This is a genomic window from Roseovarius sp. YIN77, assembly GCF_057219155.1.
The window spans coordinates 326,312-349,222 of the sequence record NZ_JBXVVI010000001.1 but is presented as its reverse complement, the minus strand read 5'-3'; the positions used below and the strand labels follow the sequence as shown (position 1 = coordinate 349,222).

The following is a 22,911-nucleotide window of genomic DNA, read 5'->3' as shown; positions in this document are numbered from 1 at the left end:
CGCAGTGATGAATATGAATCAAATTATCAACATGATCATCCGCCAGATCACGCGCCAATTGGTGCGCAAAGGCGTCAGCAAAGGCTTTGACCTGGCCAATCGCAAGACGACGAAGCGATCAAAGGATGAAAGCAACGGGTAACGGTTCACCTGCGGCTGAAATCAGAAGTGATTGGACCCATGTAACGCTTCGCCATAGCGTCAGGCCTGTATTTCAAACGAAGATTTCAGGTCGGTAATTTATGCGTAGCAATCTGGGCACCTTGTACGTGATGGAGGTTTTTGCCGGGTTTGCCCGTGGCTCTTACCTTGCTTGCATCGGTTGGACGACTCTGCTGATCAGCAACGATGTGGGTCGTGTTGGCCAGATGGTTATCGTTGCCATGCTGACCAACATCTTTGTCGGTCCGGTGATCGGGGTGTTGGTCGACCGCCAGAACCGAAAACATGTAATCATTGCCGCCCATATAGCCATCGCCCTGATCCTGTTTGCGATGGGTGGGGTTTGGCTGCAGACGCCTGATCCGGCCCTGTTTTGGCTGTTTTTAACCGCATTTGGGGTAACCTCGTTGCGATTACTGCATCACGTGGCCCATGATGGATTGATCAAAACAAACGTGGCCGAGGATGCCCTTGTCAACTCGCTCGCCCGATTTCGGATGGTCCACTTGCTGTTCACAGCGGCGGGTATGGCCGGGGCAGGAGCCGTTATCGAGTGGGTGTCACCAAGCGCGGGGTTTGTGACCTCTGGCGTGGCGTCCGTGTTGCTGATCCTGCCGATGATCCTTGTGAAAGGTGTGGTCCAGAAGGAAAACACACCAGGCATATCCGGGTTTATACGTGACTTTGCAGAAGGATTTGAGATTTTCAGGACTGACCCGGCTGTGCGGATGGTCACGTTGTTGGCGGCTGTCAGCCTACCGGTTGGGCAGTTGATCAACACTTTGCTGGCATCGTTCATTCGCGACGATCTGAATCTGGGCAGTAGTGCCTTTGGGGTCGTGGATTCGGCCTGGGCAATCGGCGGAATGGCGGCAGCGGCGATGTTAAGCCTTAGCTTGCGGGCGCTGTCTGCGAATAACATGGAGTATCTGTTTTCGACCTTGGCGGGGGTTATGACCATCTGTTTTGCGCTGTTTACCTCGGTGCCAATGCTCGCGCTTTTGCACGGGGCGATGGGCTGGACCGTCTGGATGTGCAGAATCATGATCGATAGCCGAATCCTGCAGGCCAGCGGCCCGGAACGGGTAGGGCGAACAAAAGTTTATGTCGAAGTGGTATTCAGCCTGTCAGCCATGGTGATGTGTTTTTCACCAACGCTGATCTCTCTACCCAGAACGGCAAATTACTTCACCCTTTGGGGCGGTGTGATGATCGTGGGGTCGTTGGTTTTATGGGCGGCAAAGCATTACTCTGCCAAACGCTTTGCGAGCTAGGGCCGTGGCATCTTGAAATGCTTACTCAGCTTCAGCCCCTGACCCTGATAGTTTGAAGCGATATCAACGCCGTAGAGCTGTTTCGGCACCTCTGCCATGCGTTCATAAACCAGACGCCCGACAATTTGACCATGTTCCAACACAAATGGGGCTTCGTGGCAGCGCACCTCTAACACGCCACGCGCACCTGCACCGCCAGCGGGGGCATGGCCAAAGCCCGGATCAAAGAAGCCGGCATAATGAACACGAAATTCCCCAACCATGGCCAGATAGGGGGCCATTTCGGCGGCACAATCCGGGGGGATGTGCACGGCTTCGCGGCTAACGAGGATGTAAAACGCACCGGGATCCAGGATCAACCTGCCATCGTCTGAATGCAGTTCTTCCCAATATTCGGCAGGGTCGTAGTGACCGATGTTATCCAGATCGATCACGCCAGTATGCGGTTTGGCGCGATACCCGACCAATGTGCCGTTGGCAGGTTTCAGATCAACGGAAAATCCAAGGCCTCGATCGATCACCGCTTCACCATCCACCAGCGTATCGGTGGCATGCCGGTCGATGAGTTCCTGATCTGACAGCACCGCCTGACCCGCACGGAACCGAATTTGGTTCAGACGCATGCCCGGGCGGACCAGAGCGGAGAAGGAACGAGGACAAATTTCTGCGTAAAGCGGGCCGGAGTAGCCGGCCGGGATGCGATCAAACTCTGTGCCGCTATCGGTGATGACGCGGGTCAAAAGATCCAGACGGCCTGTGGAGCTCTTTGCATTCGCAATGGCCTGTATATCATTGGGAAGGTTTAAAGATTCCATCAAGGGAACCACATAAACACAACCTTTTTCCAGCACCGCCCCGTTTGATATGTCGATGCGATGCATTTCAAATTCGTCGAGCCGATCAGTGACCTTGCGACCTTCTCCGGCAAGAAAGGATGCGCGAACCCGATAGGCCGTTGTCCCAAGGCGCAAATCCAAAGAGGCGGGCTGAATCTGTGCGTCCAGGATATCCGGTTCAGCCGTCAATGCCCCGTCGGCGATCATCTGTGTCAATGTCTGGCTGGGCAAAACGCCAATTCCGGCAGGGCTCATTCGGCTACTCCTGATACAACAAACCGCCCAACGTCCCATCGACGCGAGCGGTTTTGTTTCTGGTCGGGCTAGCAGGACTCGAACCTGCGACCTTCCGTCCCCCAGACGGACGCGCTACCAGGCTGCGCCATAGCCCGACACGGGTTTCTACATAGAGATTTTCATCGCCGAGGCAAGCGGGAAAGCGCATCTTTATCCGTTACAGAAGTCGGTTTTGGTCCTGGCGGTTACGCAAGGCGATAAGTCGATCCACAATACCGGCAATCTTGGCGCGGTTGTCACCATGATCTAGGTTTAGCCGACCGGCAAGGATGGCGGACGTTATGGGCTGGGGCAGCGAGTCAAACGCCTTATCTGCCGGATCGGCGGGGATGTCTGCCTCTGCCACTGTGGGTTCTGGCGTGTCAGATGGCGCCAGATCAACGATTTCCGCATCTTCAACCTGCGTCAAATCAGGGGCGGCGGCAGGACGGCTTTCCGTTCGGGTGGAAATAAAACTGACATCGGGCGCTGCGGCGGACTGACCTTGATCGTCATCGTGATGGTCTGACAGTGGCTGTGACAAGGCAGAGACGGCTTTGATACCGTCTGTTCCCAGCATCCGCTGTACCCGTTTGATCGTGTGACCATCTTCGTGCAGCAGACGTTTGATTCCCCCCAGCAACAACATGTCGTTGGGACGATAGTAGCGACGACCGCCTGCGCGTTTTACTGGGCGGATCTGGCTGAACTTACTTTCCCAGAATCGCAACACATGGGCAGGTGTTTCCAGCCACTCTGATACTTCACGTATGGTTCTGAAGGCGTCGGGCGATTTTGCCATGCCCAGACCTACCCCTTACTTGCGATTGCCTGCAGCAACGCGTTCCTTCATCAGATGTGATGGTCGGAACGTCATAACGCGACGAGGGTGAATTGGAACCTCTTCGCCGGTTTTCGGGTTGCGGCCAACACGCGCGTTTTTGTCCCGGATACTGAATGTTCCGAAAGACGAAATTTTGACGGAGTCTCCACCGGCGAGCGCATCTGACATATGATTCAGAACACTTTCCACAAGCTGCGAGGAATCGTTTCGGGACAGACCAACCTCGCGGAAGACAGCTTCACTCAAATCCATTCGCGTCAGCGTTTTTGATGACATATCGTGTCCCCTGTTGATTATTCACAAAGAATAGTGCGCGGGCAATTTCTGAGTCAACAACAGTGGCTTACAACGCGGCATTTATTCCGCATTACCAGCGGATTACCACCGAACCCCACGCCAATCCGCCGCCAATTGCCTCTGCAACCACCAAATCACCCTGCTTGATCTGGCCATTTTGCTTACCCACAGACATGGCAAGGGGAATCGATGCGGCAGAAGTATTGCCATGGTCCTGAACGGTTACGACGACCCGATCCATAGACACGCCCATTTTCTTGGCCGTGCCCTGAATGATCCGTATATTGGCCTGATGTGGCACAATCCAGTCGACATCATCGCCACTGAGTCCAACTTTTTCCAAAGCGGTTTCCGCGGTCGAGGCGAGCTTTTCGACAGCTTGCCGGAAGAGCGCATTGCCCTGCATAACGATGTGACCTGTGGAATTGTTCGACACACCGCCATTGACGTAAAGCATATCCTTGTAGCGGCCATCGGAATTCAGGTCGCTTGCCAGAATGCCGCGATCGGCAGTGGTTCCATCGCCTTCTTGCGCCTCAAGGATCAGCGCGCCAGCCCCGTCGCCAAAGAGAACGCAGGTGCTGCGATCCTCAAAGTTTAAAATCCGGCTAAAAGTTTCGGCGCCAATCACCAGAATGCGTTTGGCTTGTCCTGACAGGATCATGCCATTTGCGGTGCTGAGTGCGAAAACAAAACCGGCGCAAACGGCCTGTACATCGTAGGCGAAACCTTGTTCGATCCCCATCTTGGCCTGGATCATTGTCGCCGCCGACGGGAAAGTCAGATCCGGTGTTGATGTCGCGACAATAACGGCATCAATGTCCGAGGGTTCCAGACCCGCATCGGTGAGTGCTGCAAGCCCAGCCTTGGTTCCCATGTCAGAGGTGGTCTCGTCCTCTGCTGCAAAATGGCGACGTTCTATCCCTGAACGGGAACGAATCCACTCATCAGACGTATCCAGAGTTTTTTCAAACTCGCTGTTTGGGACCACTCGTTCAGGCAGATAGTGCCCGATACCTCTGACCACCGCGCGAAGTGTCATTCGGTTTCACCGTTGTTGTTATCATTATCGTCACTGCTGATGCCATCTTGTCTGGGTGTGACTGCAGATGCAACCCGGGCGGCAAGTCTTTCGGTAAATCCTGATTCTGCGAGTTTAAACGCCAGTTTGATCGCGGCGGACACCCCGGTCGCATCGGCGGAACCATGAGATTTCACAACTGTTCCGTTCAATCCAAGGAAAACGCCGCCATTGACCTGGCGTGGATCAATACGCGCACGCAGGCGCTGCAAAGATGAATAGGCAAACAAAGCACCCATGCGCGACAGGATTGAATAAGAAAAGGCGCCCCGGAAAAATTCCCGGATCAGTCTGGCGGTACCTTCGCCGGTTTTCAGGGCCACATTGCCCGTAAACCCATCGGTGACGATAACATCGACGCCGGCAGAGGGGATATCGCCGCCCTCGACAAATCCAACGTAGTCAAAATTGGCACCATCTGCGGCGTCTTGGATCAGCTCATTGGCTTCTTTCAGCTCTGACCGGCCTTTGTGTTCCTCTGTCCCGACATTCAACAGACCAATGCGCGGGCGTGACAGTTCCAAACCGTTTCGCGCATAAGACGCGCCCATCAGGGAATATTGCAACAGATCGTTGGCATCGGCTTTGATATCGGCGCCCACATCCAGCATGATGTTGAACCCGCCAGGATTTCGTGACGGCCACAAACATGCGATGGCAGGGCGGTTGACGCCGGGCAGTTTGCGCAGACGGATCATGGACACCGCCATCAGGGCACCTGTGTTGCCGCAAGAAACCGCCACAGTAGCCTCACCACTGCGCACGGCATCGATGGCGGACCACATTGAGGTTTCTTTGCCCTTGCGCATCACATGGCTGGGCTTGGCGTCCATTGTCACGACATCATCCGCGTGACGAATGTCACAGACTTCGGCAAGCCCGGGGTGTTTGTTGACCAGCGGATTTAACACCGCAGAGTCGCCATGCAAAATGAACCCGATATTCGGGTTCTTGGCCTGGGACTTTGCCAGGCCAGAGACAACAGCAGAGGGGCCGAGATCGCCACCCATTGCATCGACAGAGATGATTACGCGCCCGGCGGGTGTGTGTTCAGTCTCGTGCGATGTATCTGCTACCATATCAGGTTTTGTCAGATCAGAGAATTAATCCGAGATCCGAAGACGCTTATGCAGCGTCTTCGTCATCCAGATCGATTTCATCAGCCTGCGCAACAACCTCGCGGTCGTCGTAATGACCACAGGATGCACAAACGTGATGCGAGCGTTTCAGCTCGCCACAGTTTGGGCATTCAGCCGGGTTACCGGCGACGAGTGCGTCATGCGAACGGCGCTGATTGCGGCGCGACTTCGTTACTTTGTTTTGCTGGACAGCCATGTCTCAACCTCGATTTGCGAGGGGCCAATCTTGCTAAGCCCCTGATTTCCTTTGACGACCCGCCGAAAAATATACGATATCCCGCAGGCGAATTGTATCTGTAAACGAGGGCGGGAAAATACTCAGATTCCAGCCCTGTGCAAGCCCTTTCTTGGCCCATTGTAACGGATTACTCACCCTTTCCCAATTTGTCGCGCAACGCGGCCAAAGATGCAAATGGTTTTGCGTCTTCGTCTGTCATTGCCTCTTGGTCAGGTTCGGTAAAATAACGGTTTTCCAGCGTTACATTTTCGGCCCGAGGATAGTCGGGCAGGGCAAGGGCCAAAGCCTCAAACATCACGAGGCCGACGTCGATAAATTCCTGCAAAAGATCGACGGTGTCGTCTTCGGGCATCTCAACTTCTTCTTCGGTTGGCTCCCCCAGGGTTCGAACAAATTTGCGATCGACCTTGGTATCCAAACGCGTCACGACGGGTTCAAGCGTAACCACGCAATTTTGCACAACCGTGGCCCCAAGATTGGCGGTCAGCTGCCAATCAGATTTACCAGCCGGGGATAAGGCCCCCTGAAATCGCAGTTTTCTGACCCCGGGAATGCCCAAGTCCGCTGCAATCGCTTCCCGCGTTGCATCGTCAGGTTCCAGCAGAAACTGCTTGGCCTTTCGCCCGGGCAGATCCGCAACCCGGTACGGGCATGAATAGATTGGGAGATCGGGCATTTGTGGCCAGTTCCTTCCTTGAACCGAAAGCAATCCTTCTATAATCGGATTAGAAGGCAATGGTGAGAGTGGCAAGAGGCTGTGCAATGTTAAACTATTCTAGCGTCCGAAAATTCATTGCCTTTGTTATGCTATCCGCATTCCTGACGGCATGTTCCGCAACGGTCAGAACCCATGGCTACGTTCCTTTGGACTCTGATCTGAAGAATGTGATCGTCGGCGTGGACACCCAGACAACTCTGGAAGATACGATCGGCCTGCCAACAGCAACCGGCATTTTGCAGGAAAGCGATTGGTATTATGTCGAAAGCGAATGGCGTCGGTTTGCCTGGAAAGCCCCCAAAGAAGTGAACCGAGAGGTCGTGGCCATTCGATTCGATGACGACGGTGTTGTGGAAAATATCGAACGTTTCGGATTGGAGGATGGCCGGGTCGTCGTATTGTCGCGCCGCGTCACCGACAGCAATATCCGAGGAATCGGCTTCTTGCGTCAGCTTCTGGGCAATATTGGTGTCATTAATACTGACGAGCTGTTTGGCAATTAATCATCATGTGACGCAGCGTTTTGTTGTGGGCGGGCTTCAACTGTCACCAGACTGACATAGATATCTTCTACGTTCGAGTTTGGGCTTATGGCGGCGCGGAGCACAGAAATGATTCTGCTTCACAAAGGACAGTATGTGGCGCGGTTGGCGGAAACCGCCAGTGATTTGCGCCAAGCGCAGGAACTGCGGTTCAAGTGCTTTTTCCCCGATGAATTTAAGGGTGGCGAGATAGGGCTCGATCAGGATGTCTACGACGGCCTTTGTCAGCATATCTTGATAGAGCACACGGAAAGCGCAGAGATTGTTTGCTGCTTTCGGTTAATGCACTTGGAAAATGGTCGGAATATAGATCAATGTTATTCGGCCCAGTATTACGAGTTGGGCAATTTGAAAAACATGGATGACCCCGTCGTTGAAATGGGGCGGTTCTGCATTGATCCGGACCACCATGATCCAGATATCTTGCGTATCGCCTGGGCCGCGACGACCCTGTATGTCGATCAGGTCAAAGCCAGCCTGTTGTTTGGCTGTTCATCCTTCAAAGGAATGCGTACGGAAACCTATACGGATGCTTTCGCACTGCTGAGGGATCGATATCTGGCGCCGAAAAACTGGATGCCCAAGGTGAAAGCCCCGAAAGTGTTCCGGTTTGCCCAACATTTACGAAAAAAACCGGATATGAAACAGGCGATGAAGGTTATGCCGCCGCTTTTGAAAAGCTATCTGTTGATGGGTGGGTGGGTCAGCAACCACGCGGTGGTGGATCCAAAGATGAACACCTTGCATGTCTTTACGGGGTTGGAGGTCAAGGCGATCTCTGCAAGCCGAAAACGGCTTTTGCGCAGTATCGCGACGCAGGGATGATTCCGGCTGTTTACTGCTAAGGATTGACCAGCGGTAAAATGGGATGTAGCCCGCGTTTCATGGCACGCACTCCTTTGCTTCAAATCACCAATATTTCGCTGACTTTCGGGGGCGACCCGATCTTCTCGGGCCTCGATTTCGTTGTGCAACCCGGCGATCGTGTGGCCCTTGTCGGGCGTAACGGGTCCGGCAAATCGACACTGATGAAGATCATGGCAGGGTTGGTTGAACCGGACAAAGGGGACAGGATTCTCTCGCCCGGTGTAACTGTCGGATATATGCAGCAACATCCTGATTTGTCCGGATTTCAGACACTTGGCGAATTTTCTTCAAGTGAGCTGCCAGAGGGGGAAGATTACCGTGTCGCCATAGCCGCCGAAGGGTTGAAGTTTAATCCTGACACGCCGGTCAGTACTGCCTCAGGCGGTGAACGCCGCAGGGCTGCTTTGGCAAAGCTATTAGCCGAAGCACCTGAACTGATGTTGTTGGACGAACCCACCAACCATTTGGATATCGAAGCCATCCAATGGTTAGAGGATCAGCTGAAAAATACAAAATCCGGCTTTATCCTGATCAGCCACGACCGGGCGTTTTTAAACACACTGACACGCGCAATGTTGTGGGTGGATCGCGGGCAGGTGCGCCGCAAGGAAAGTGGTTTTGACCAATTTGAAGCCTGGCGCGACAAGATGTGGCAGGAAGAAGATGACCAGCGTCACAAGTTAAATCGCAAGATCAAGGCAGAGGCGCGTTGGGCGGTTGAGGGCATCAGTGCCCGGCGAAAACGCAATCAGGGGCGTTTGCGGGCGCTTCAGGACATGCGGCAGGAACGCGCACAGCAGATAAAGCGTCAGGGTGCGGCGGCCATGGCGTTGGAGGCGGCCCCAAAGTCGGGGCGTTTGGTTGTTGAGGCAAATTCGATCAGCAAAACATTCAACGACACACCAATTCTGAAACCCTTTAGCATCCGCATAAATAGGGGCGATCGGGTTGGCATTGTTGGGCCGAATGGGTCTGGGAAGACGACACTGCTAAAAATGCTGATCGGAGAGCTTGAACCCGATGCGGGCAGCATCCGTTTGGGAACCAATCTTGATCTGTCCTATTTCGACCAAAACCGCGCCAAACTAGATCCGGATATGAGCTTGTGGGAAAGCCTGACAGGGGACCCGGATATGCGTGTTTCCGGTCAGGCCGATCAGATCATGGTGCGCGGCACACCCAAACACGTGGTTGGGTATTTGAAAGAATTTTTGTTTGACGATCAACAGGCCCGCGCCCCGGTCCGGTCCCTGTCAGGTGGGGAAAAGGCGCGTTTGCTGTTGGCCAAGTTGATGGCAAAGCCGTCAAATCTGTTGATTCTTGATGAACCAACAAATGATTTGGATGTTGAAACGCTAGACCTGCTGCAGGACCTGTTGGGGGAATATGACGGCACCGTAATCCTTGTCAGCCATGATCGTGATTTTCTGGACCGCGCTGTCGCCACCACCATCGCGATGGAGGGGCAGGGCGCCGCCACGGTCTATGCCGGCGGATGGAGCGATTATCAGGCCCAGAGACCAAAAGCAGAAACGCCTGGGCCAACCCCAACTGTTCAGGGCAAACCCAAGGCTCAGACCGCGAAACAAACGACAAAGCTAAGTTTCAAAGATCAACATCGTCTGGAACAATTGCCTTCGGTCATCGAAAGATTAGAGATAGAGATCCAGAAACTGGAAACACTGTTGGGCGATCCGGATTTGTTTGCGCGGGAACCTGCGAAGTTCAGCAAGGCCAGCGATGCTCTGCTACAACGGCAATCGGCCTTGTCTGATGCAGAGACAGAGTGGCTGGAACTGGAAGAAAAAGCTGCCGCTTTGCAAAGCAGCGGCTAAGCGTTCATTCTGCCCCAGCCGGGGTTAAAACGTTGATCCCCGCAGCGGCAGCACGGGCCAGTTCCGGGTCAAGCGACATCGGGATGTATTCGCCCCGGCGCCACAGTTCCGATTGATCGTCATAATAGCGCGACAACGGATGGCCCGATTGACCGGTGGCGATGATAAAAACAGAGCTGTCGGGGTCTGCCATATCATAGACACCTCGATACCCGGCCGCGTGAATGTTTACAAAGGGATCCTGATCAGTCGCAGCAGTTTGCCCGCGCATCAGCGTGTTGTCCCCACCACTGGTCGATTGGCGGATGTTTACAAACCAGCTGAGCAAGGGAATTTCGCCTAGAACCTCGTGATTATGGGCGGCATTATGCGCGTCACCCCAACGCAGTGCTTCTAACCTTGTGCCATAGGTTTCCTCGATCCACAGCAACGCATCGTCCAACGATAGGCTGGCCATTGTGGCACAGGTTTCTACCGGGGTTGACTGGATGACGTCGCACCAGGCAGAGGCCCCGTCAACGTCGCGGAAGACCCGTTCAATGAACAACGGCTCGACATGGGTGATGCTGTTGGACAATGGGCCCAGATCATCGCGGATCAGGCGTTTTTGCAAGGCGCGCATCCAGGCGGAATAAATCAGGGGTTCCGGCAAATGTTCGTTCATTTCGCCATTCCATTCTGCCAGCATGGCGAGCGCTTGTTGGCGTCGTCCTTCATGCGTGTCGCCCGGCGCAGATTCCCCAGTGAACCACAGGTCAGCGGCGATCAGAGGCAAAAGCGTGCGCGCAGAGGTGCTGATCGTGTCCAATTGCGCCTCGATAAAACTATCACGTGTATGGACTTGCCGCGATTGCATCAAATGTCGCCAGCGCTGAATACGTTGCGTGTCGCCCCATTTGAAACTCATGTGATAGGGAAAGGGCCGATGGATGACTTTGTTGTTGGTATTGCCGAGAATCCCACCTACGGGATCCACAAATTCAGGGTTGCTGTTGTATCGCAACCGACCGCTCCAGCGGTTTTCCGTCAGCCATCCGGGGCTTGGCAGGCGCCCCTGGCTTTGATGTCGCGCAGACCGCTGAGGAAATGCGCCCAAAGTCTTCATCGCGATGCGGGTCTTGTCGACAAACACCACATTGACCGAGGGCGCAATCACACCGTCGCCAGCAGCAATTGACTCCTTGATGCTGTTTGACCGCATCTGTTTTAAAACGGCGCTGACGGTGGTGTCGTTTGGCGACAGGGCGGTCCATGAAATGGTCATCACGTGCCCGCCAGGAGTTATCTGGTTCAAACCATAAAGATCTGCGGGAAGGACGGGGCCATTTTCCGTCCATCTTAGGGTAATCTTGATGGGTTCTGCATCTTTGATCTGAATGACCGAGTCGCGTGTTTCGAATTCGCGGAAACCGGTCGGGGTTCGGTAGGTATTCGGATTGTCCCTCCCCAGCTCTTCGATATGAAGATCAAGATTGTCCAGATATGACGCCGTCAAACCCCAGGCCATTGTGTCGCTGCGCCCGGACAATATCAAAGGCGAGCCTGGGATCGTGCTACCAATCATGCCCCGATCACCCATCTGCAGACGCGCGAGATACCAAATCGACGGGGCTGTCAGGCCTAAATGCGGATCATTGGCCAGCAAAGCCCCCGAAGTCGTGGATCGTTTTGCACCTGCAGCCCAAACATTTGACGCCCCGGCGAATGCATATGTTTTCAATGGGTTCAATGGCGACGTGTCAGTGGGTATTGCAGCAAAACTTGGGCGGGTTCCCGGAACGATAGAGGCATATTCAGGCAGTTCCGCCACACCAGACCCCGGCGCCATGGGCAGGATATCTGCCAACCGCTCACGCGGCAGGGCAAGCGACAGGCGGGCACGCAAAATCTCGCCCTCCAGATGCGGCGTTAATCGCAATGACATCAATTTGACGATGGCGATGGAATCTGCGGGCTGCCATGCGTTTATCTGCCCACCGTACAAAAATAACTCAGGCGCGCCGCGTCCTCTGGCCCCTTCGTTCACCTGATCGATCCAGGCATTCACCCCAGCCGCATAGGCGTTCAAAAATCGGATGGCGGTTTCGTCCTGTGCGGCCACGGATTGGCGGGCGGTTGTGTATAAATCCAATCGGCGTAGGGTTTCGTCGATCTTGATGGTACGCGGGCCAAACAGTTCGGACTGGCGCCCCTGTGCCGTGCGGCGCAACATTGTCATCTGCCACAAACGATCCTGCGCATGGGCAAAGCCCAAACCAAAAAACGCATCTTCGTCATTTTGCGCAAAGATATGCGGAACGGCGGTATTGGAGCGCACGATTTCAACGGCGCTTTCGATGCCTGAAACCGTATAATCCTGATCGTAGTCAGGGATCGAACGGGAGGCGAGATAATAGACAAGCCCAGCGCTGAGCCCCACCAACAGGATCGCGCCAAGAAATAACCAGGTTAACCAACGAAATAACTGCGCCACATGGACCCCCGTGGTTGACGCCAAATCTTCGTACCTTCATTACGGGTGTTGAGAAAAATTCGCAATCGGATGGGTGGAGCAGATGAAGAAACTCGCATTTTTAGGCCTTGGCGTTATGGGATTTCCGATGGCTGGGCATCTGCAAAAGGCCGGATATTCAGTAACTGTTTACAATCGCACCTCGGCAAAGGCAGAAAACTGGGTGGCGCAACATGGCGGTGCGTGGGCTTCCACCCCCAAAGAGGCGGCACAAGGGGCTGATATCGTTTTTTCATGTGTCGGTAATGATGATGATCTGCGTTCTGTCTGCACTGGCGAGGATGGGGCCTTTGCCGGTATGAAAAGCGGTGCGATACTTGTGGATCACACCACCGTGTCTGATGCCGTCACCAAGGAACTGTACGACATTGCCAAGGGGCAAGGGTTGTCGTTTATTGATGCGCCGATTTCCGGTGGTCAGGCCGGTGCCGAAAATGCTGTTCTGTCGATCATGTGCGGCGGGGATGAAGATGTGTTCGCCCAAGCCGAGCCAGTGATGAACACCTATGCCCGCATTTGCCGCAGAATCGGCGAAAGCGGCGCCGGACAGCTGACCAAAATGTGCAATCAGATTGCTATTGCTGGTCTGGTTCAGGGCCTGTCAGAGGCATTGCATTTTGCCGAGAAGGCCGGGTTGGATGGCCGGTCAGTGGTGGAGGTGATCAGCCAGGGTGCGGCTGGCAGCTGGCAGATGGCAAACCGCTATGAAACCATGATTGACGATCATTTTGAACACGGCTTTGCCGTGGATTGGATGCGCAAGGATTTGGGTATTTGCCTGTCTTCCGCCGATGTAAACGGGGCCAGCCTACCTGTTACGGCTTTGGTAGATCAGTTTTATAAAGACGTGCAGAAAATGGGCGGTGGGCGTTGGGATACATCCAGCCTGTTCAAAAGGTTGCGTGCCTTGGATTAAGAAAAGAAAGGGCGGCCAAATTGGCCGCCCATCGCATTCGAATTCCTGTTCCGATTTACGGGATGATACGGGTGTATTTGGTGCCCTCAAGCGTGGCGCCCACATGCAGACCCGCCTGACCAAAGATGACGGCAATCACAGGTGACAAAACGTTTGTCGTATCGGCGCTGATGTTACCGCCCTGATCAATAGCAACATATTCGATGTCCCCGCCGGCGGCCCAACCAGCGCTGGCCCGGAAATCATTCATTGCCTCTTCGGTCATGAAAAACAAAACATGGGCGAATTGCTGTGCGCCGATTTGCAGGCCGATACTGGCAGAGGCTGCAGAATAATAATCAACGCTGATATTATTGATTTGCAATGCGCCACGGCCATAGGACCCACCCAGACCAAATCCGGCCTCTGTGATCAGCGGCATCACCAGAACACCCGCGGCCTTGCTGGCCAGATCGCGTGTGCCGGGATAGTTTTCATACATATGGGAAAGGGTTGCGGCGACGCGGGCGTCGATCTCTGCTCCACCCAGACTGCCAACACCGTTTCCGCATGCTGATAACATGGTGAGTGCACCCGCACTGACGAGGATACCGCGACGTGAAATACTGCTCATAATTTTGTACCTTATTTGCCTGACTTACAGATCTCTTTGGATCTTTGCGCAGAGTTTACGACATATCGTTTCCAATGTCATGCCAATTGCGCCAGCAAGGGCGCGCTCGGCAACATAAATCCAAGTTCAATGCAAATTTTGTGATCAGCCATTGAGCAGTGTGGCAACATCCGGGGCAAAATAGGTTAGAACCCCATCACAGCCAGCACGCTTGAAGGCAATCAGGCTTTCCAGCATGGCCTTTTTCCCGTCGATCCAGCCATTTGCGGCGGCGGCCTGAATCATCGCGTATTCGCCCGAGACTTGATAGGCAAATGTCGGGGCGCCAAATTCATCCTTCACCCGTCGGCAGATATCCAGATAGGGCATACCGGGTTTAACCATTACCATATCGGCGCCCTCTGACAGATCGCGGGCGATCATGCGCAACGCCTCATCCGAATTGGCCGGGTCCATCTGATAGGTGGATTTATCACCCGTCAATGCGCCAGTGGCCCCAACAGCATCGCGGAACGGTCCATAAAAGGCGCTGGCGTATTTGGCGGCATAAGACATGATCGACACATTGGTGTGATTGTTGCTTTCTAATGCCTCCCGAATGGCCAGAATGCGCCCATCCATCATGTCCGAGGGGCCAAGGATATCCGCACCGGCCTGCGCCTGAGCCAACGCCTGTTTGACCAGCGCGTCGACGGTTTCGTCATTCACGACCTCGCCACCCCTGACAATGCCGTCATGTCCCAGTGCATTATATGGATCCAACGCGATATCCGTCATGACCAGAATATCCGGCACAGCGTCTTTGATGGCGCGGGTCGCACGGTTTGACAGATTGTCTGGATTCCACGCCTCTTCGCAGGTTTCGGTTTTAAGCGCAGGATCTGTATACGGAAACAGGCAAATCGCTGGGATTCCCAATGATTGTGCATGCTTTGCCAGTTCAGGTAAAAGATCGACAGAAAGCCTTTCAACCCCGGGCATCGATGGAACGGTTTGCCGTTCTGACACACCATCACAGACAAATACTGGCCAGATCAGATCGGACGGGGTCAACGTATGTTCGCTCACCAGCGCCCGAATGGCAGGTTTGCGCCGCAAGCGTCGCGGGCGCGACAATGGGAATTTACCAAGGGTAGGGCGCATTTGTGACCTCTTTCCGCGATGTGCATGCGTTGCACGGATTGCGCTTTTACGTAAGCTGGCATATCGGTGAAAGACGCGCAATTAAGTAAGCTGAATTTTTGAGGAGAAGCGGTTGGACTGGCGACTGATCGTATTTGAGACGATCGATATGCGATCATTCTCAAACCTGTGGTACTGGATTGCGCTTACCGTGATGTGGTCATCTCTTAGCCATTGGGTGATGGGAGTGCCTTATGATCTGGTGCTCAGGGCACGCCGCGATGGTGGGCAGACGATGGAAGATCTGGAAACCCTGACGCGCGTAAACTGCAATCGTTTTCTTTTCATGGTTCGGGTGTCCGGGCCTTGGATTATGGGGTTGAGTTTCTTCACACTCACGAGCTTGGTGATTTTGGGTTTTGTGTACGAAATGGAATTTGCGCAGGCCGTTTTTTTGCTTGCGTTTCCGATGTTGCTCGTCGGTCTGTTGTGCTTGAGGTCCGCCTTGGAACTCGAAGCGCACCCAAAAGAGGGAATAGCGCTGTGTAATCGGCTAAGGCTTCATCGCATCATGACTCAGTTAATCGGCGTTGTGTCCGTCTTTACCACCGCGATGTGGGGCGTCTATCAGAACCTGAATCTTGGCGCTTTGGGCTGATAGGGATTTCAAATGTCTCAAACCCGATTAATCGCCGGAGGCGTACCCGAAGGATTTGATGCCCGATTTATCTTGAAAGAACTGGAAAAAACCGGTGGTCCTGTTGTGCATATCGCGCGGGATGACAAGCGGATGGCGGCCATGGCTGCCGCGATGCGGTTTTTTGACCCCGATTTGCAGGTGCGTCAGTTTCCCGGTTGGGATTGTTTGCCCTATGACCGGGTATCGCCCAACCCAGATATCTCCGCCCAGCGCATGTCGCTTTTGTCAGAGATAGCCGGGCGTACGCCCCGTGGAAAAGATGATCGGACGTTATATCTGACGACCCTGAACGCCGCGACGCAAAAACTGCCTGCGCGAACGGTGTTGAAAGGCGCGGTCTGGTCAGCGCGGGTAGGCGAGCGCATTAACGAAGATCAGCTGCGTACCTTCTTGGTGCGGATGGGGTATGTGCAAACTCCCACTGTGATGGAATCTGGTGATTTTGCCATTCGCGGCGGTATCATCGATGTATTCCCACCTGGCCATGACAGCCCGATCCGGTTGGATTTGTTTGGCGATGTTCTGGATGGCGCCCGACGGTTTGACCCTGCCACACAAAGAACAACCGAAAAATTGGACAATGTTGAACTGACGCCTGTGTCAGAGGTTATACTGGATCAGCCTGCAATCACCCGGTTTCGGCAGAACTATCGTATCGCCTTTGGCGCGGCGGGAAGTGATGATCCCCTCTATGAGGCCGTCAGTGCAGGCCGAAAGATACAAGGCGTCGAACATTGGCTGCCATTTTTTCATGAAGATCTCGAAACTCTGTTCGATTATCTTCCGGATGCGACGGTCGTCTTGGATGATCAGGTCACGCCGCAACGTTTGGCCCGGTGGGCATCTATCGACGATCAATACGAAACCCGCACTGTCGCAATGCAGTCGCGAAACCGACTGGATACAGTCTACAAACCTGTGCCGCCTGATCAGCTGTATTTGAATGACAAAGCTTGGGAAGCGGCGATTACCGACAAACGCGTTATCCAATTGTCGACCCTGCCGCAGTCAACCGGGTTTGGTGTCATTGATGCCGGTGGTCGAATTGGGCGCAATTTTGCCCCGGAACGGCAGCAAGAAAGCATCAGCCTGTTTGGCGCGCTCAAGGATCACATCTTAAGCCAAAACAAAAACGGGCCAGTGATCATTGCCAGCTATTCCGACGGTGCGCGGGAACGCCTGCATAGCTTGCTGACGGATGAAGGTTTGAAATCAACGCATCTGATTGACGATTATCGGGATGTTCCTGACGCTGCCGGGGGTGTTTATCTGGCAGTTTGGCCGCTGGATCACGGTTTTACCGATGCGGCCCTGACAGTGATTTCAGAACAGGATGTGCTGGGGGATCGTCTGGTCCGCCCGGTCAAACGCAAACGCCGCGCAGAAAACTTCCTGACAGAGGCGCAGAGCCTATCGACCGGTGATCTGGTCGTGCATGTCGATCATGGTGTTGGCCGCTTCAAAGGGTTGGAAACGGTTTCAGCGATGGGTGCCCCCCACGAATGTATCGCGCTGGAATATGCAGGCGGTGATCGCCTGTTCCTGCCCGTGGAAAACATCGAACTGCTCACCAAGTTTGGACATGACGAAGGGTTGCTGGATCGTTTGGGCGGCGGGGCCTGGCAGGCGAAAAAGGCCAAGCTGAAGGAGCGCATTCGTCAGATCGCTGACAAGCTGATCCGAATTGCCGCTGAACGTGCCCTAAGATCGGGACAGATCATGGAACCCCCTGATGGCATCTGGGAGGCGTTCTCTGCACGCTTTCCTTATCAGGAAACCGACGATCAACTTTCGGCGATCGAGGATGTTTTGGGCGATCTTGCCTCTGGCCAGCCGATGGATCGCCTAATTTGCGGTGACGTCGGCTTTGGCAAAACAGAGGTCGCAATGCGCGCGGCTTTTATCGCCGCTATGTCCGGGGTGCAGGTGGCGGTGGTCGCGCCAACGACTTTGCTGTCGCGCCAACATTACAACAGCTTTGCCGAGCGCTTTCGTGGCTTCCCGGTCGAGGTGCGACAACTGTCGCGTTTTGTCGGCCAGAAAGAGGCGTCAGCCACACGGGCAGGATTGGCAGACGGAACGGTGGATATAGTCATCGGTACCCATGCTGTTTTGGCGAAAAACATCCGCTTCAAATCGCTGGGTCTATTGATCATCGACGAAGAACAACATTTTGGCGTGTCGCACAAAGAACGCCTGAAGCAACTAAGGTCGAACGTTCATGTTCTGACCCTGACAGCAACGCCAATTCCGCGGACGCTGCAGCTGTCGCTGTCGGGTGTGCGGGATCTGTCCATCATCGGCACCCCGCCGATCGATCGCCTGTCGATCCGTACCTATATCTCGGAGTTTGACGCCGTCACGATCAGAGAGGCGCTGTTGCGCGAACATTATCGCGGCGGGCAGAGCTTTTACGTCGTTCCCCGGATCAAAGATCTGCGAGAGATTGAGGAATTTCTGGAAAGCCACGTGCCTGAAATCAGCTTTGTTACAGCGCACGGTCAGCTGGCAGCGGGCGATCTGGATGAACGTATGAACGCGTTTTATGATGGCAAATATGATGTGTTGCTGGCGACAACGATTGTCGAATCCGGTCTGGATATCCCAACTGCCAACACCATGGTGGTGCACCGGGCCGATATGTTCGGATTGGCGCAATTGTATCAAATCCGGGGCAGGGTAGGGCGATCAAAAACCCGCGCCTATGCCTATCTGACGACAAAGCCGCGCACGCCCCTGACGCCAAATGCTGAAAAGCGTCTGCGTGTTCTGGGAAGTTTGGATACGCTCGGGGCTGGCTTTACGCTGGCCAGCCAAGATTTGGATATTCGAGGTGCGGGCAACATCATCGGAGAAGAGCAATCCGGCCAGATGCGTGAAGTTGGCTATGAGCTTTACCAAACAATGTTGGAAGAGGCTGTTGCCAAAATTCGCGCCGGTGAAATGGAAGGATTGCCAGATGATGATCAATGGTCCCCGCAAATCAATCTGGGCGTGCCCGTTCTGATCCCAGAAAATTACGTGCCCGATCTTGATGTGCGACTGGGGCTTTACCGGCGCCTGTCAAACCTGACGACGAAAGTTGAACTAGAAGGTTTTGCCGCCGAACTGATCGATCGTTTTGGAAAGTTGCCGAAAGAAGTGAATACATTGCTGCTGGTCGTGCGGATCAAGGCCATGTGCAAGCGGGCCGGAATTGCCAAACTGGATGGTGGGCCCAAGGGGGCTACGATCCAGTTTCACAATGATAAGTTCGTAAATCCTGCGGGATTGGTGGAATTCATTCAGGATCAAAGAGAACTGGCCAAGGTGCGCGATAACAAAATCATCGTGCGACGCGATTGGAAAAAAGCCAGCGACAAGATCAAGGGTGCGTTTGCCATCGCGCGCGATCTGGCAGAGAAAGCTGTGCAGAAGAAATAGTAATACTCCGAGCAGTTAACGGATGTGCGGGATCACAAAGTTACGTGATCAAAACTCTTCATGCTCTATGGCGCGACGTTCCAGATGGCGTATCCGGTAGACCAGCAAACACCCGATGCCGCAACACACAGCGATGCCGATTGTCAGGGGCAAAGGGGAGCCGTTGAAGGCAAGCCCGATTGGAACGGCGATAGCAACAGACAGCACATTGGACACCCCCCCGATAATTGAGGCCGCCATTCCGGCAATATGACCCATTGGTTCCATCGCCAAAGCGTTTAAGTTGCCAATGGTCAGCCCGATCATGAAAAAGACCGACGTGGACCAGAAAAAGTAAGAATACAAATGCCACCCATCGGGGATCAAATTCCACGTAATGCTGATGGCCATAGCCGTAGATAACACCAACTGCCCGCCCAATGCGAAGGAAACCAACACACGCATGCCCAGCCGTTCCACAAGCACCGCGTTGATAAGGCTGGAACTGGCGGCAATAACGGCCGTCAACCCAAACCACAGGTGAAATGTTTCCCGTTGATCAAAGACAACATCGTAGATCTGCTGAGTGGATGACAAAAGCGCCATCAGCATGCCGAAAACCAGCGTAATGACCAATGTGCAGACCAAAAACATCTCATTCCGCATCGCATCCAAAAACGTGACCTGCATGTAGGATAATCGGAACGGGATACGCGAATTTTCAGGCAAAGTTTCGGGCTGGCGCACCATCAACCAAAATGTTGTCAGACAAGCGAATACCACGAAGGAAACGAAAATCATGCGCCAATCGAAATAGTGCATGATCAACGCCCCGACAGAGGGGGCAATGGCGGGTACCAGGGAAAACACAAGCATGGTGAACGACATAAGCTTTGCCATTTTGCGGCCGTGATACAAATCCCGGATGATTGCCATGCCGATAACACGTGGCCCGGCCACACCGAGCCCTTGTAAAACCCGCGCGATCAACATCAGCTCTAGTGTCTTGGCGGCCCAGGCCAGAACCGACGCCGCGATGTAAAGAACGGCCCCAACAAACAACACCGGTTTTCGACCAAATGAGTCTGACAAGGGGCCGGTGAAGAACGTTCCAACGCCCATCCCCAGGATAAAACTGGTGATAATCAGCTGAGCCTTATTCAAATTCCCGGGGGACAGTTCGGCGCGGATTTCAGGCAATGCAGGCAGCATCGCATCAATAGAAAACGCGATCATGGCAAATAGCATTGCCATCAATGTCACAAATTCAAAGGTGGGTAGTCTGCGAATGTTCATGACGCAGTAAGATCCCAAAATCTTTAAGTTGAAATGTACGCCTTAAACCCACGCGTTCAGGTGTCGTGATTTATTTGTTCTGTAAGCTCTTTAATGACCTTTTGCCACAGTTCCGGGGGTTGCGCACCGGTGATGACATGCTGATTTGCTATTACGAAACACGGCACGCCTGTCACACCTCGTTCTCGCGCATGTGCATCACGCGCCCGTATGTCATCAAAGTCGGCATCCCCTGACAGAAGATGGGCAATCATTGCACGATCCAGTCCGGCCTCTCCGGCGACATTTACAAGCACGTCAATATCCCCCAAATCGCGCCCATCTTTGAAATACGCGCGAAACATGGCTGACACGACTGGTGTTTGGCGGCCTTCCAACCCGGCCCAATGGATCAGTCGATGCGCATTCATCGTGTTTGGTGTTGTTTTGATTTCTTCAAAATCAATCTCCAGCCCCGCCTTTACAGCGTGCTCCGCAATCTGGGAATAAACGCGAATTGCGTTGTCCTTGCCGCCAAATTTCCATTCTAGATAGGCGCGACGATCCATGCCTTCTGCATGCATGTCCGGGTTTAATTGAAACGGATGCCATTCTATCGAAAACGGGTGATCTGGTGCCGCTTCCAGTGCCCGGTCCAGATAGGCCTTTCCGATGTAACACCACGGGCAGATCGGATCGGAGATTATATCAAGTTTTATCATCATGTTCCTTGGCTATCCGGCGCAGTTCCTGACGCTGTATTTTGCCGTTTGCGTTTCGCGGCAATTGGTCAAGACGAATATACAGTCGTGGATGCTTATATGGTGCAAGCTTGTTGGTTATTTTGTTTCGTATTTGAATTTCATCCAAGTCAAAAGCCGAAACATAGAATGCAGAAATCACCTTTACGTCAGCCTTGATCTCCACCTCGGTGACGGCACAATCGTCAATTCCGTCGCAGGACAGCAGGGCTTTCTCAACCTCGCGCGGCGACAGACGAATGCCGCCGGGGTTCATCATATCGTCTGACCGACCCTCGTAAATCACGTATCCTTCATCCGTGATGTGTCCCAAATCTCCGGTCAGAAACCATCTGTTGGTGATCGGTTTGGATGGCTTTTCATCTTTGCTTAGGTACCCGAGCATAAGGCCGGGATCATCTTCGTGTATGGCGATTGTTCCAGTTTCGCCCAAAGCCACCGATTTCCCCGCCTCATCAAGGATGGCAATCCGGCGCCCGGGTTGCGGATAACCGATACTATCGGGGGGCGACGGGCGGGCAGGGCAACTGGATATAAATGTGGAACATTCCGACATGCCAAAGGCCTCGTAAACCGGTGTGCCGGTGGCAGATCCCCAACGATTTCTGATGGTTTCCGGCATCTTTTCACCCGCGGATAATCCATGTCGCAAGCTGGGGCAGGTGATGTTGCCATCGTTTTTCAGAAGCTTTCTGTAGATGGCGGGGGCGGCGGCAAACAAGGTGGCTTTGCTTTGGATGATCAAAGGCGCCAAATCTTCCGGTTTGCTGCCGGGTTCCGGGATGATTGCGGTTGCCCCGATCGACCAGGGATCCATCAATCCGGTGCCCAAGGTGAAGGTCCAGTTAAATGCCCCGGCATGAAACATCCTGTCGGTTTGTCGTAATCCATACCAACCGTCCCACATTAGGCGTCTTGCCCGGATTACGCGGTGGGCATGACACACGGCGCGTGGTTTGCCCGATGACCCGGACGTGTAGACAATATAAGCCAGCCTGTCTGGATCACCCATCTGATAATTGGGGAGGGCCAGATGAGCACATTCAGCGAGTTGCTGATCTGTTAAGGTTTCGACCCCCAAAGATCGCCCCTGTTCTGGCGTTCGAAGTGAAGACACCATCAGAGCTGGGGAAAGTTCCTCTACTATGTTTTTCAATTCTGCATCCGTGAGGGCAGCAGAGGTGACCACAGGAACCAGATCAGCCGCAAGGCAAGCAAGAAAAGTGATGGGAAAGGCCGCGATGTTGCCAAGTGATAATATGATCTTGTCACCTGGTTGACACCCCCGGCCAAGCAAAGACGAAGAAGTTGTTAAAACAGCTGTCTCAAGATCCGAGTACGTCCAGTCTTGTTGCACGCTTTTGCCAACAATCTGCAAGGCGATCTTGTCCGGCAAATCTTTTGCATGGCACAAAACAGTGGCCGCCATGTTCATATATGTGGACGGTTTGTACGCCAATGTACCCAATCCCCGCGTTAACATCGCAATTGGGTAAACTCA

General features: G+C 53.8%; 21 protein-coding genes and 1 tRNA gene. 8 read left to right on the top strand and 14 right to left on the bottom strand.

The genetic code is table 11. The features are described from left to right. Nucleotides 1-7 precede the first annotated feature (7 nt). The gene (locus AC2D8P_RS01685) at nt 8-142 is read left to right on the top strand and encodes a hypothetical protein (protein ID WP_484699885.1); all 135 of its coding nucleotides are present in this window, start codon (nt 8-10) and stop codon (nt 140-142) included. A 100-nt stretch (nt 143-242) separates the two neighbouring features. Continuing rightward, nucleotides 243-1,436, top strand: a complete 1,194-nt coding sequence (locus AC2D8P_RS01680) for an MFS transporter (RefSeq protein ID WP_484699884.1) — start codon at nt 243-245, stop codon at nt 1,434-1,436. Here the strand turns inward: AC2D8P_RS01680 and AC2D8P_RS01675 are convergent. From AC2D8P_RS01675 to AC2D8P_RS01640, 8 genes are all read right to left on the bottom strand, one after another. Further along, nucleotides 1,433-2,527 carry a 2'-deoxycytidine 5'-triphosphate deaminase gene (locus tag AC2D8P_RS01675; RefSeq protein ID WP_484699883.1) on the bottom strand — a complete coding sequence of 365 codons (1,095 nt, stop codon included), beginning with the start codon at nt 2,525-2,527 and terminating at the stop codon, nt 1,433-1,435. The genes AC2D8P_RS01680 and AC2D8P_RS01675 overlap by 4 nt on opposite strands. Before the next feature lie 60 nt (nt 2,528-2,587). Then, nucleotides 2,588-2,664 (bottom strand) — tRNA-Pro (locus AC2D8P_RS01670). A gap of 62 nt (nt 2,665-2,726) precedes the next feature. Next, nucleotides 2,727-3,350, bottom strand: coding sequence for a MerR family transcriptional regulator (locus tag AC2D8P_RS01665; protein WP_484699881.1), 624 nt, complete (start codon nt 3,348-3,350; stop codon nt 2,727-2,729). A gap of 15 nt (nt 3,351-3,365) precedes the next feature. Continuing rightward, the gene (gene ihfA / locus AC2D8P_RS01660) at nt 3,366-3,668 is read right to left on the bottom strand and encodes an integration host factor subunit alpha (protein ID WP_484699880.1); all 303 of its coding nucleotides are present in this window, start codon (nt 3,666-3,668) and stop codon (nt 3,366-3,368) included. A 91-nt stretch (nt 3,669-3,759) separates the two neighbouring features. Then, a complete protein-coding gene (locus AC2D8P_RS01655; protein WP_484699879.1) occupies nt 3,760-4,731 on the bottom strand; it encodes a beta-ketoacyl-ACP synthase III in 972 nt (323 codons plus the stop codon). After that, nucleotides 4,728-5,849, bottom strand: a complete 1,122-nt coding sequence (plsX, locus tag AC2D8P_RS01650) for a phosphate acyltransferase PlsX (RefSeq protein WP_484699877.1) — start codon at nt 5,847-5,849, stop codon at nt 4,728-4,730. Before plsX ends, AC2D8P_RS01655 begins: the two co-directional genes overlap by 4 nt. Nucleotides 5,850-5,895: 46 nt before the next feature. After that, nucleotides 5,896-6,105, bottom strand: coding sequence for a 50S ribosomal protein L32 (rpmF, locus tag AC2D8P_RS01645; RefSeq protein ID WP_484699876.1), 210 nt, complete (start codon nt 6,103-6,105; stop codon nt 5,896-5,898). Between the two features lie 169 nt (nt 6,106-6,274). Then, a complete protein-coding gene (locus tag AC2D8P_RS01640) occupies nt 6,275-6,823 on the bottom strand; it encodes a YceD family protein (RefSeq protein WP_484699875.1) in 549 nt (182 codons plus the stop codon). Nucleotides 6,824-6,909: 86 nt separating this feature from the next. Here AC2D8P_RS01640 and AC2D8P_RS01635 point away from each other — a divergent pair, with 86 nt between their 5' ends. The 3 genes from AC2D8P_RS01635 (at nt 6,910) to AC2D8P_RS01625 (ending at nt 10,109) form a co-directional block, all read left to right on the top strand. After that, nucleotides 6,910-7,368 carry an outer membrane protein assembly factor BamE gene (locus tag AC2D8P_RS01635; RefSeq protein ID WP_484699873.1) on the top strand — a complete coding sequence of 153 codons (459 nt, stop codon included), beginning with the start codon at nt 6,910-6,912 and terminating at the stop codon, nt 7,366-7,368. A gap of 108 nt (nt 7,369-7,476) precedes the next feature. Further along, nucleotides 7,477-8,232, top strand: coding sequence for a GNAT family N-acetyltransferase (locus tag AC2D8P_RS01630; protein WP_484699872.1), 756 nt, complete (start codon nt 7,477-7,479; stop codon nt 8,230-8,232). Nucleotides 8,233-8,291: 59 nt separating this feature from the next. Continuing rightward, on the top strand, nt 8,292-10,109 hold the full coding sequence (locus AC2D8P_RS01625; RefSeq protein ID WP_484699870.1) for an ABC-F family ATP-binding cassette domain-containing protein: 1,818 nt from the start codon (nt 8,292-8,294) through the stop codon (nt 10,107-10,109). A gap of 4 nt (nt 10,110-10,113) precedes the next feature. On the opposite strand, the gene AC2D8P_RS01620 is transcribed toward AC2D8P_RS01625, so the two are convergent. After that, nucleotides 10,114-12,582 carry a penicillin acylase family protein gene (locus AC2D8P_RS01620; RefSeq protein WP_484699868.1) on the bottom strand — a complete coding sequence of 823 codons (2,469 nt, stop codon included), beginning with the start codon at nt 12,580-12,582 and terminating at the stop codon, nt 10,114-10,116. 82 nt (nt 12,583-12,664) lie between these two features. Between AC2D8P_RS01620 and AC2D8P_RS01615 the strand changes: the two genes are divergently transcribed. After that, nucleotides 12,665-13,537, top strand: coding sequence for an NAD(P)-dependent oxidoreductase (locus AC2D8P_RS01615; RefSeq protein WP_484699867.1), 873 nt, complete (start codon nt 12,665-12,667; stop codon nt 13,535-13,537). A gap of 55 nt (nt 13,538-13,592) precedes the next feature. On the opposite strand, the gene AC2D8P_RS01610 is transcribed toward AC2D8P_RS01615, so the two are convergent. Continuing rightward, nucleotides 13,593-14,150 carry a lipid-binding SYLF domain-containing protein gene (locus tag AC2D8P_RS01610; protein WP_484699866.1) on the bottom strand — a complete coding sequence of 186 codons (558 nt, stop codon included), beginning with the start codon at nt 14,148-14,150 and terminating at the stop codon, nt 13,593-13,595. A gap of 144 nt (nt 14,151-14,294) precedes the next feature. Continuing rightward, entirely contained in the window at nt 14,295-15,293 is a 999-nt protein-coding gene (gene hemB / locus AC2D8P_RS01605; RefSeq protein ID WP_484699864.1) for a porphobilinogen synthase, read from the bottom strand. 226 nt (nt 15,294-15,519) lie between these two features. On the opposite strand from hemB, the gene AC2D8P_RS01600 reads away from it, so the two are divergent. Beyond that, complete coding sequence (locus AC2D8P_RS01600; RefSeq protein WP_484699863.1) at nt 15,520-15,930, top strand: component of SufBCD complex; 411 nt, start codon at nt 15,520-15,522, stop codon at nt 15,928-15,930. A 12-nt stretch (nt 15,931-15,942) separates the two neighbouring features. Continuing rightward, nucleotides 15,943-19,395 (top strand): transcription-repair coupling factor, encoded by a 3,453-nt coding sequence (gene mfd / locus AC2D8P_RS01595; RefSeq protein ID WP_484699862.1) that lies wholly within the window; start codon nt 15,943-15,945, stop codon nt 19,393-19,395. A gap of 48 nt (nt 19,396-19,443) precedes the next feature. Here the strand turns inward: mfd and AC2D8P_RS01590 are convergent, their stop codons facing one another. Genes AC2D8P_RS01590 through AC2D8P_RS01580 form a run of 3 tightly spaced genes read right to left on the bottom strand, consistent with a single transcriptional unit; the run spans nt 19,444 to nt 22,839 of the window. Continuing rightward, nucleotides 19,444-20,670, bottom strand: coding sequence for a multidrug effflux MFS transporter (locus AC2D8P_RS01590; RefSeq protein WP_484699860.1), 1,227 nt, complete (start codon nt 20,668-20,670; stop codon nt 19,444-19,446). A gap of 56 nt (nt 20,671-20,726) precedes the next feature. Beyond that, on the bottom strand, nt 20,727-21,371 hold the full coding sequence (locus AC2D8P_RS01585) for a DsbA family oxidoreductase (protein WP_484699859.1): 645 nt from the start codon (nt 21,369-21,371) through the stop codon (nt 20,727-20,729). Then, nucleotides 21,358-22,839 carry a class I adenylate-forming enzyme family protein gene (locus AC2D8P_RS01580; RefSeq protein ID WP_484700578.1) on the bottom strand — a complete coding sequence of 494 codons (1,482 nt, stop codon included), beginning with the start codon at nt 22,837-22,839 and terminating at the stop codon, nt 21,358-21,360. The genes AC2D8P_RS01585 and AC2D8P_RS01580 overlap by 14 nt, the downstream gene beginning before the upstream one ends. Nucleotides 22,840-22,911 lie beyond the last annotated feature (72 nt).

What these genes read in the sequence shown, in the direction of transcription:
- AC2D8P_RS01615 (WP_484699867.1), top strand. Translation starts at nt 12,665, where the DNA reads ATGAAGAAACTCGCATTTTTAGGCCTTGGCGTTATGGGATTTCCGATG.
- rpmF (WP_484699876.1), bottom strand. Translation starts at nt 6,105, where the DNA reads ATGGCTGTCCAGCAAAACAAAGTAACGAAGTCGCGCCGCAATCAGCGC.
- AC2D8P_RS01590 (WP_484699860.1), bottom strand. Translation starts at nt 20,670, where the DNA reads ATGAACATTCGCAGACTACCCACCTTTGAATTTGTGACATTGATGGCA.
- AC2D8P_RS01635 (WP_484699873.1), top strand. Translation starts at nt 6,910, where the DNA reads ATGTTAAACTATTCTAGCGTCCGAAAATTCATTGCCTTTGTTATGCTA.
- AC2D8P_RS01580 (WP_484700578.1), bottom strand. Translation starts at nt 22,839, where the DNA reads ATGGCGGCCACTGTTTTGTGCCATGCAAAAGATTTGCCGGACAAGATC.
- AC2D8P_RS01685 (WP_484699885.1), top strand. Translation starts at nt 8, where the DNA reads ATGAATATGAATCAAATTATCAACATGATCATCCGCCAGATCACGCGC.
- plsX (WP_484699877.1), bottom strand. Translation starts at nt 5,849, where the DNA reads ATGGTAGCAGATACATCGCACGAGACTGAACACACACCCGCCGGGCGC.
- AC2D8P_RS01675 (WP_484699883.1), bottom strand. Translation starts at nt 2,527, where the DNA reads ATGAGCCCTGCCGGAATTGGCGTTTTGCCCAGCCAGACATTGACACAG.
- mfd (WP_484699862.1), top strand. Translation starts at nt 15,943, where the DNA reads ATGTCTCAAACCCGATTAATCGCCGGAGGCGTACCCGAAGGATTTGAT.
- AC2D8P_RS01665 (WP_484699881.1), bottom strand. Translation starts at nt 3,350, where the DNA reads ATGGCAAAATCGCCCGACGCCTTCAGAACCATACGTGAAGTATCAGAG.
- AC2D8P_RS01610 (WP_484699866.1), bottom strand. Translation starts at nt 14,150, where the DNA reads ATGAGCAGTATTTCACGTCGCGGTATCCTCGTCAGTGCGGGTGCACTC.
- AC2D8P_RS01630 (WP_484699872.1), top strand. Translation starts at nt 7,477, where the DNA reads ATGATTCTGCTTCACAAAGGACAGTATGTGGCGCGGTTGGCGGAAACC.
- AC2D8P_RS01585 (WP_484699859.1), bottom strand. Translation starts at nt 21,371, where the DNA reads ATGATAAAACTTGATATAATCTCCGATCCGATCTGCCCGTGGTGTTAC.
- hemB (WP_484699864.1), bottom strand. Translation starts at nt 15,293, where the DNA reads ATGCGCCCTACCCTTGGTAAATTCCCATTGTCGCGCCCGCGACGCTTG.
- ihfA (WP_484699880.1), bottom strand. Translation starts at nt 3,668, where the DNA reads ATGTCATCAAAAACGCTGACGCGAATGGATTTGAGTGAAGCTGTCTTC.
- AC2D8P_RS01625 (WP_484699870.1), top strand. Translation starts at nt 8,292, where the DNA reads ATGGCACGCACTCCTTTGCTTCAAATCACCAATATTTCGCTGACTTTC.
- AC2D8P_RS01655 (WP_484699879.1), bottom strand. Translation starts at nt 4,731, where the DNA reads ATGACACTTCGCGCGGTGGTCAGAGGTATCGGGCACTATCTGCCTGAA.
- AC2D8P_RS01640 (WP_484699875.1), bottom strand. Translation starts at nt 6,823, where the DNA reads ATGCCCGATCTCCCAATCTATTCATGCCCGTACCGGGTTGCGGATCTG.
- AC2D8P_RS01680 (WP_484699884.1), top strand. Translation starts at nt 243, where the DNA reads ATGCGTAGCAATCTGGGCACCTTGTACGTGATGGAGGTTTTTGCCGGG.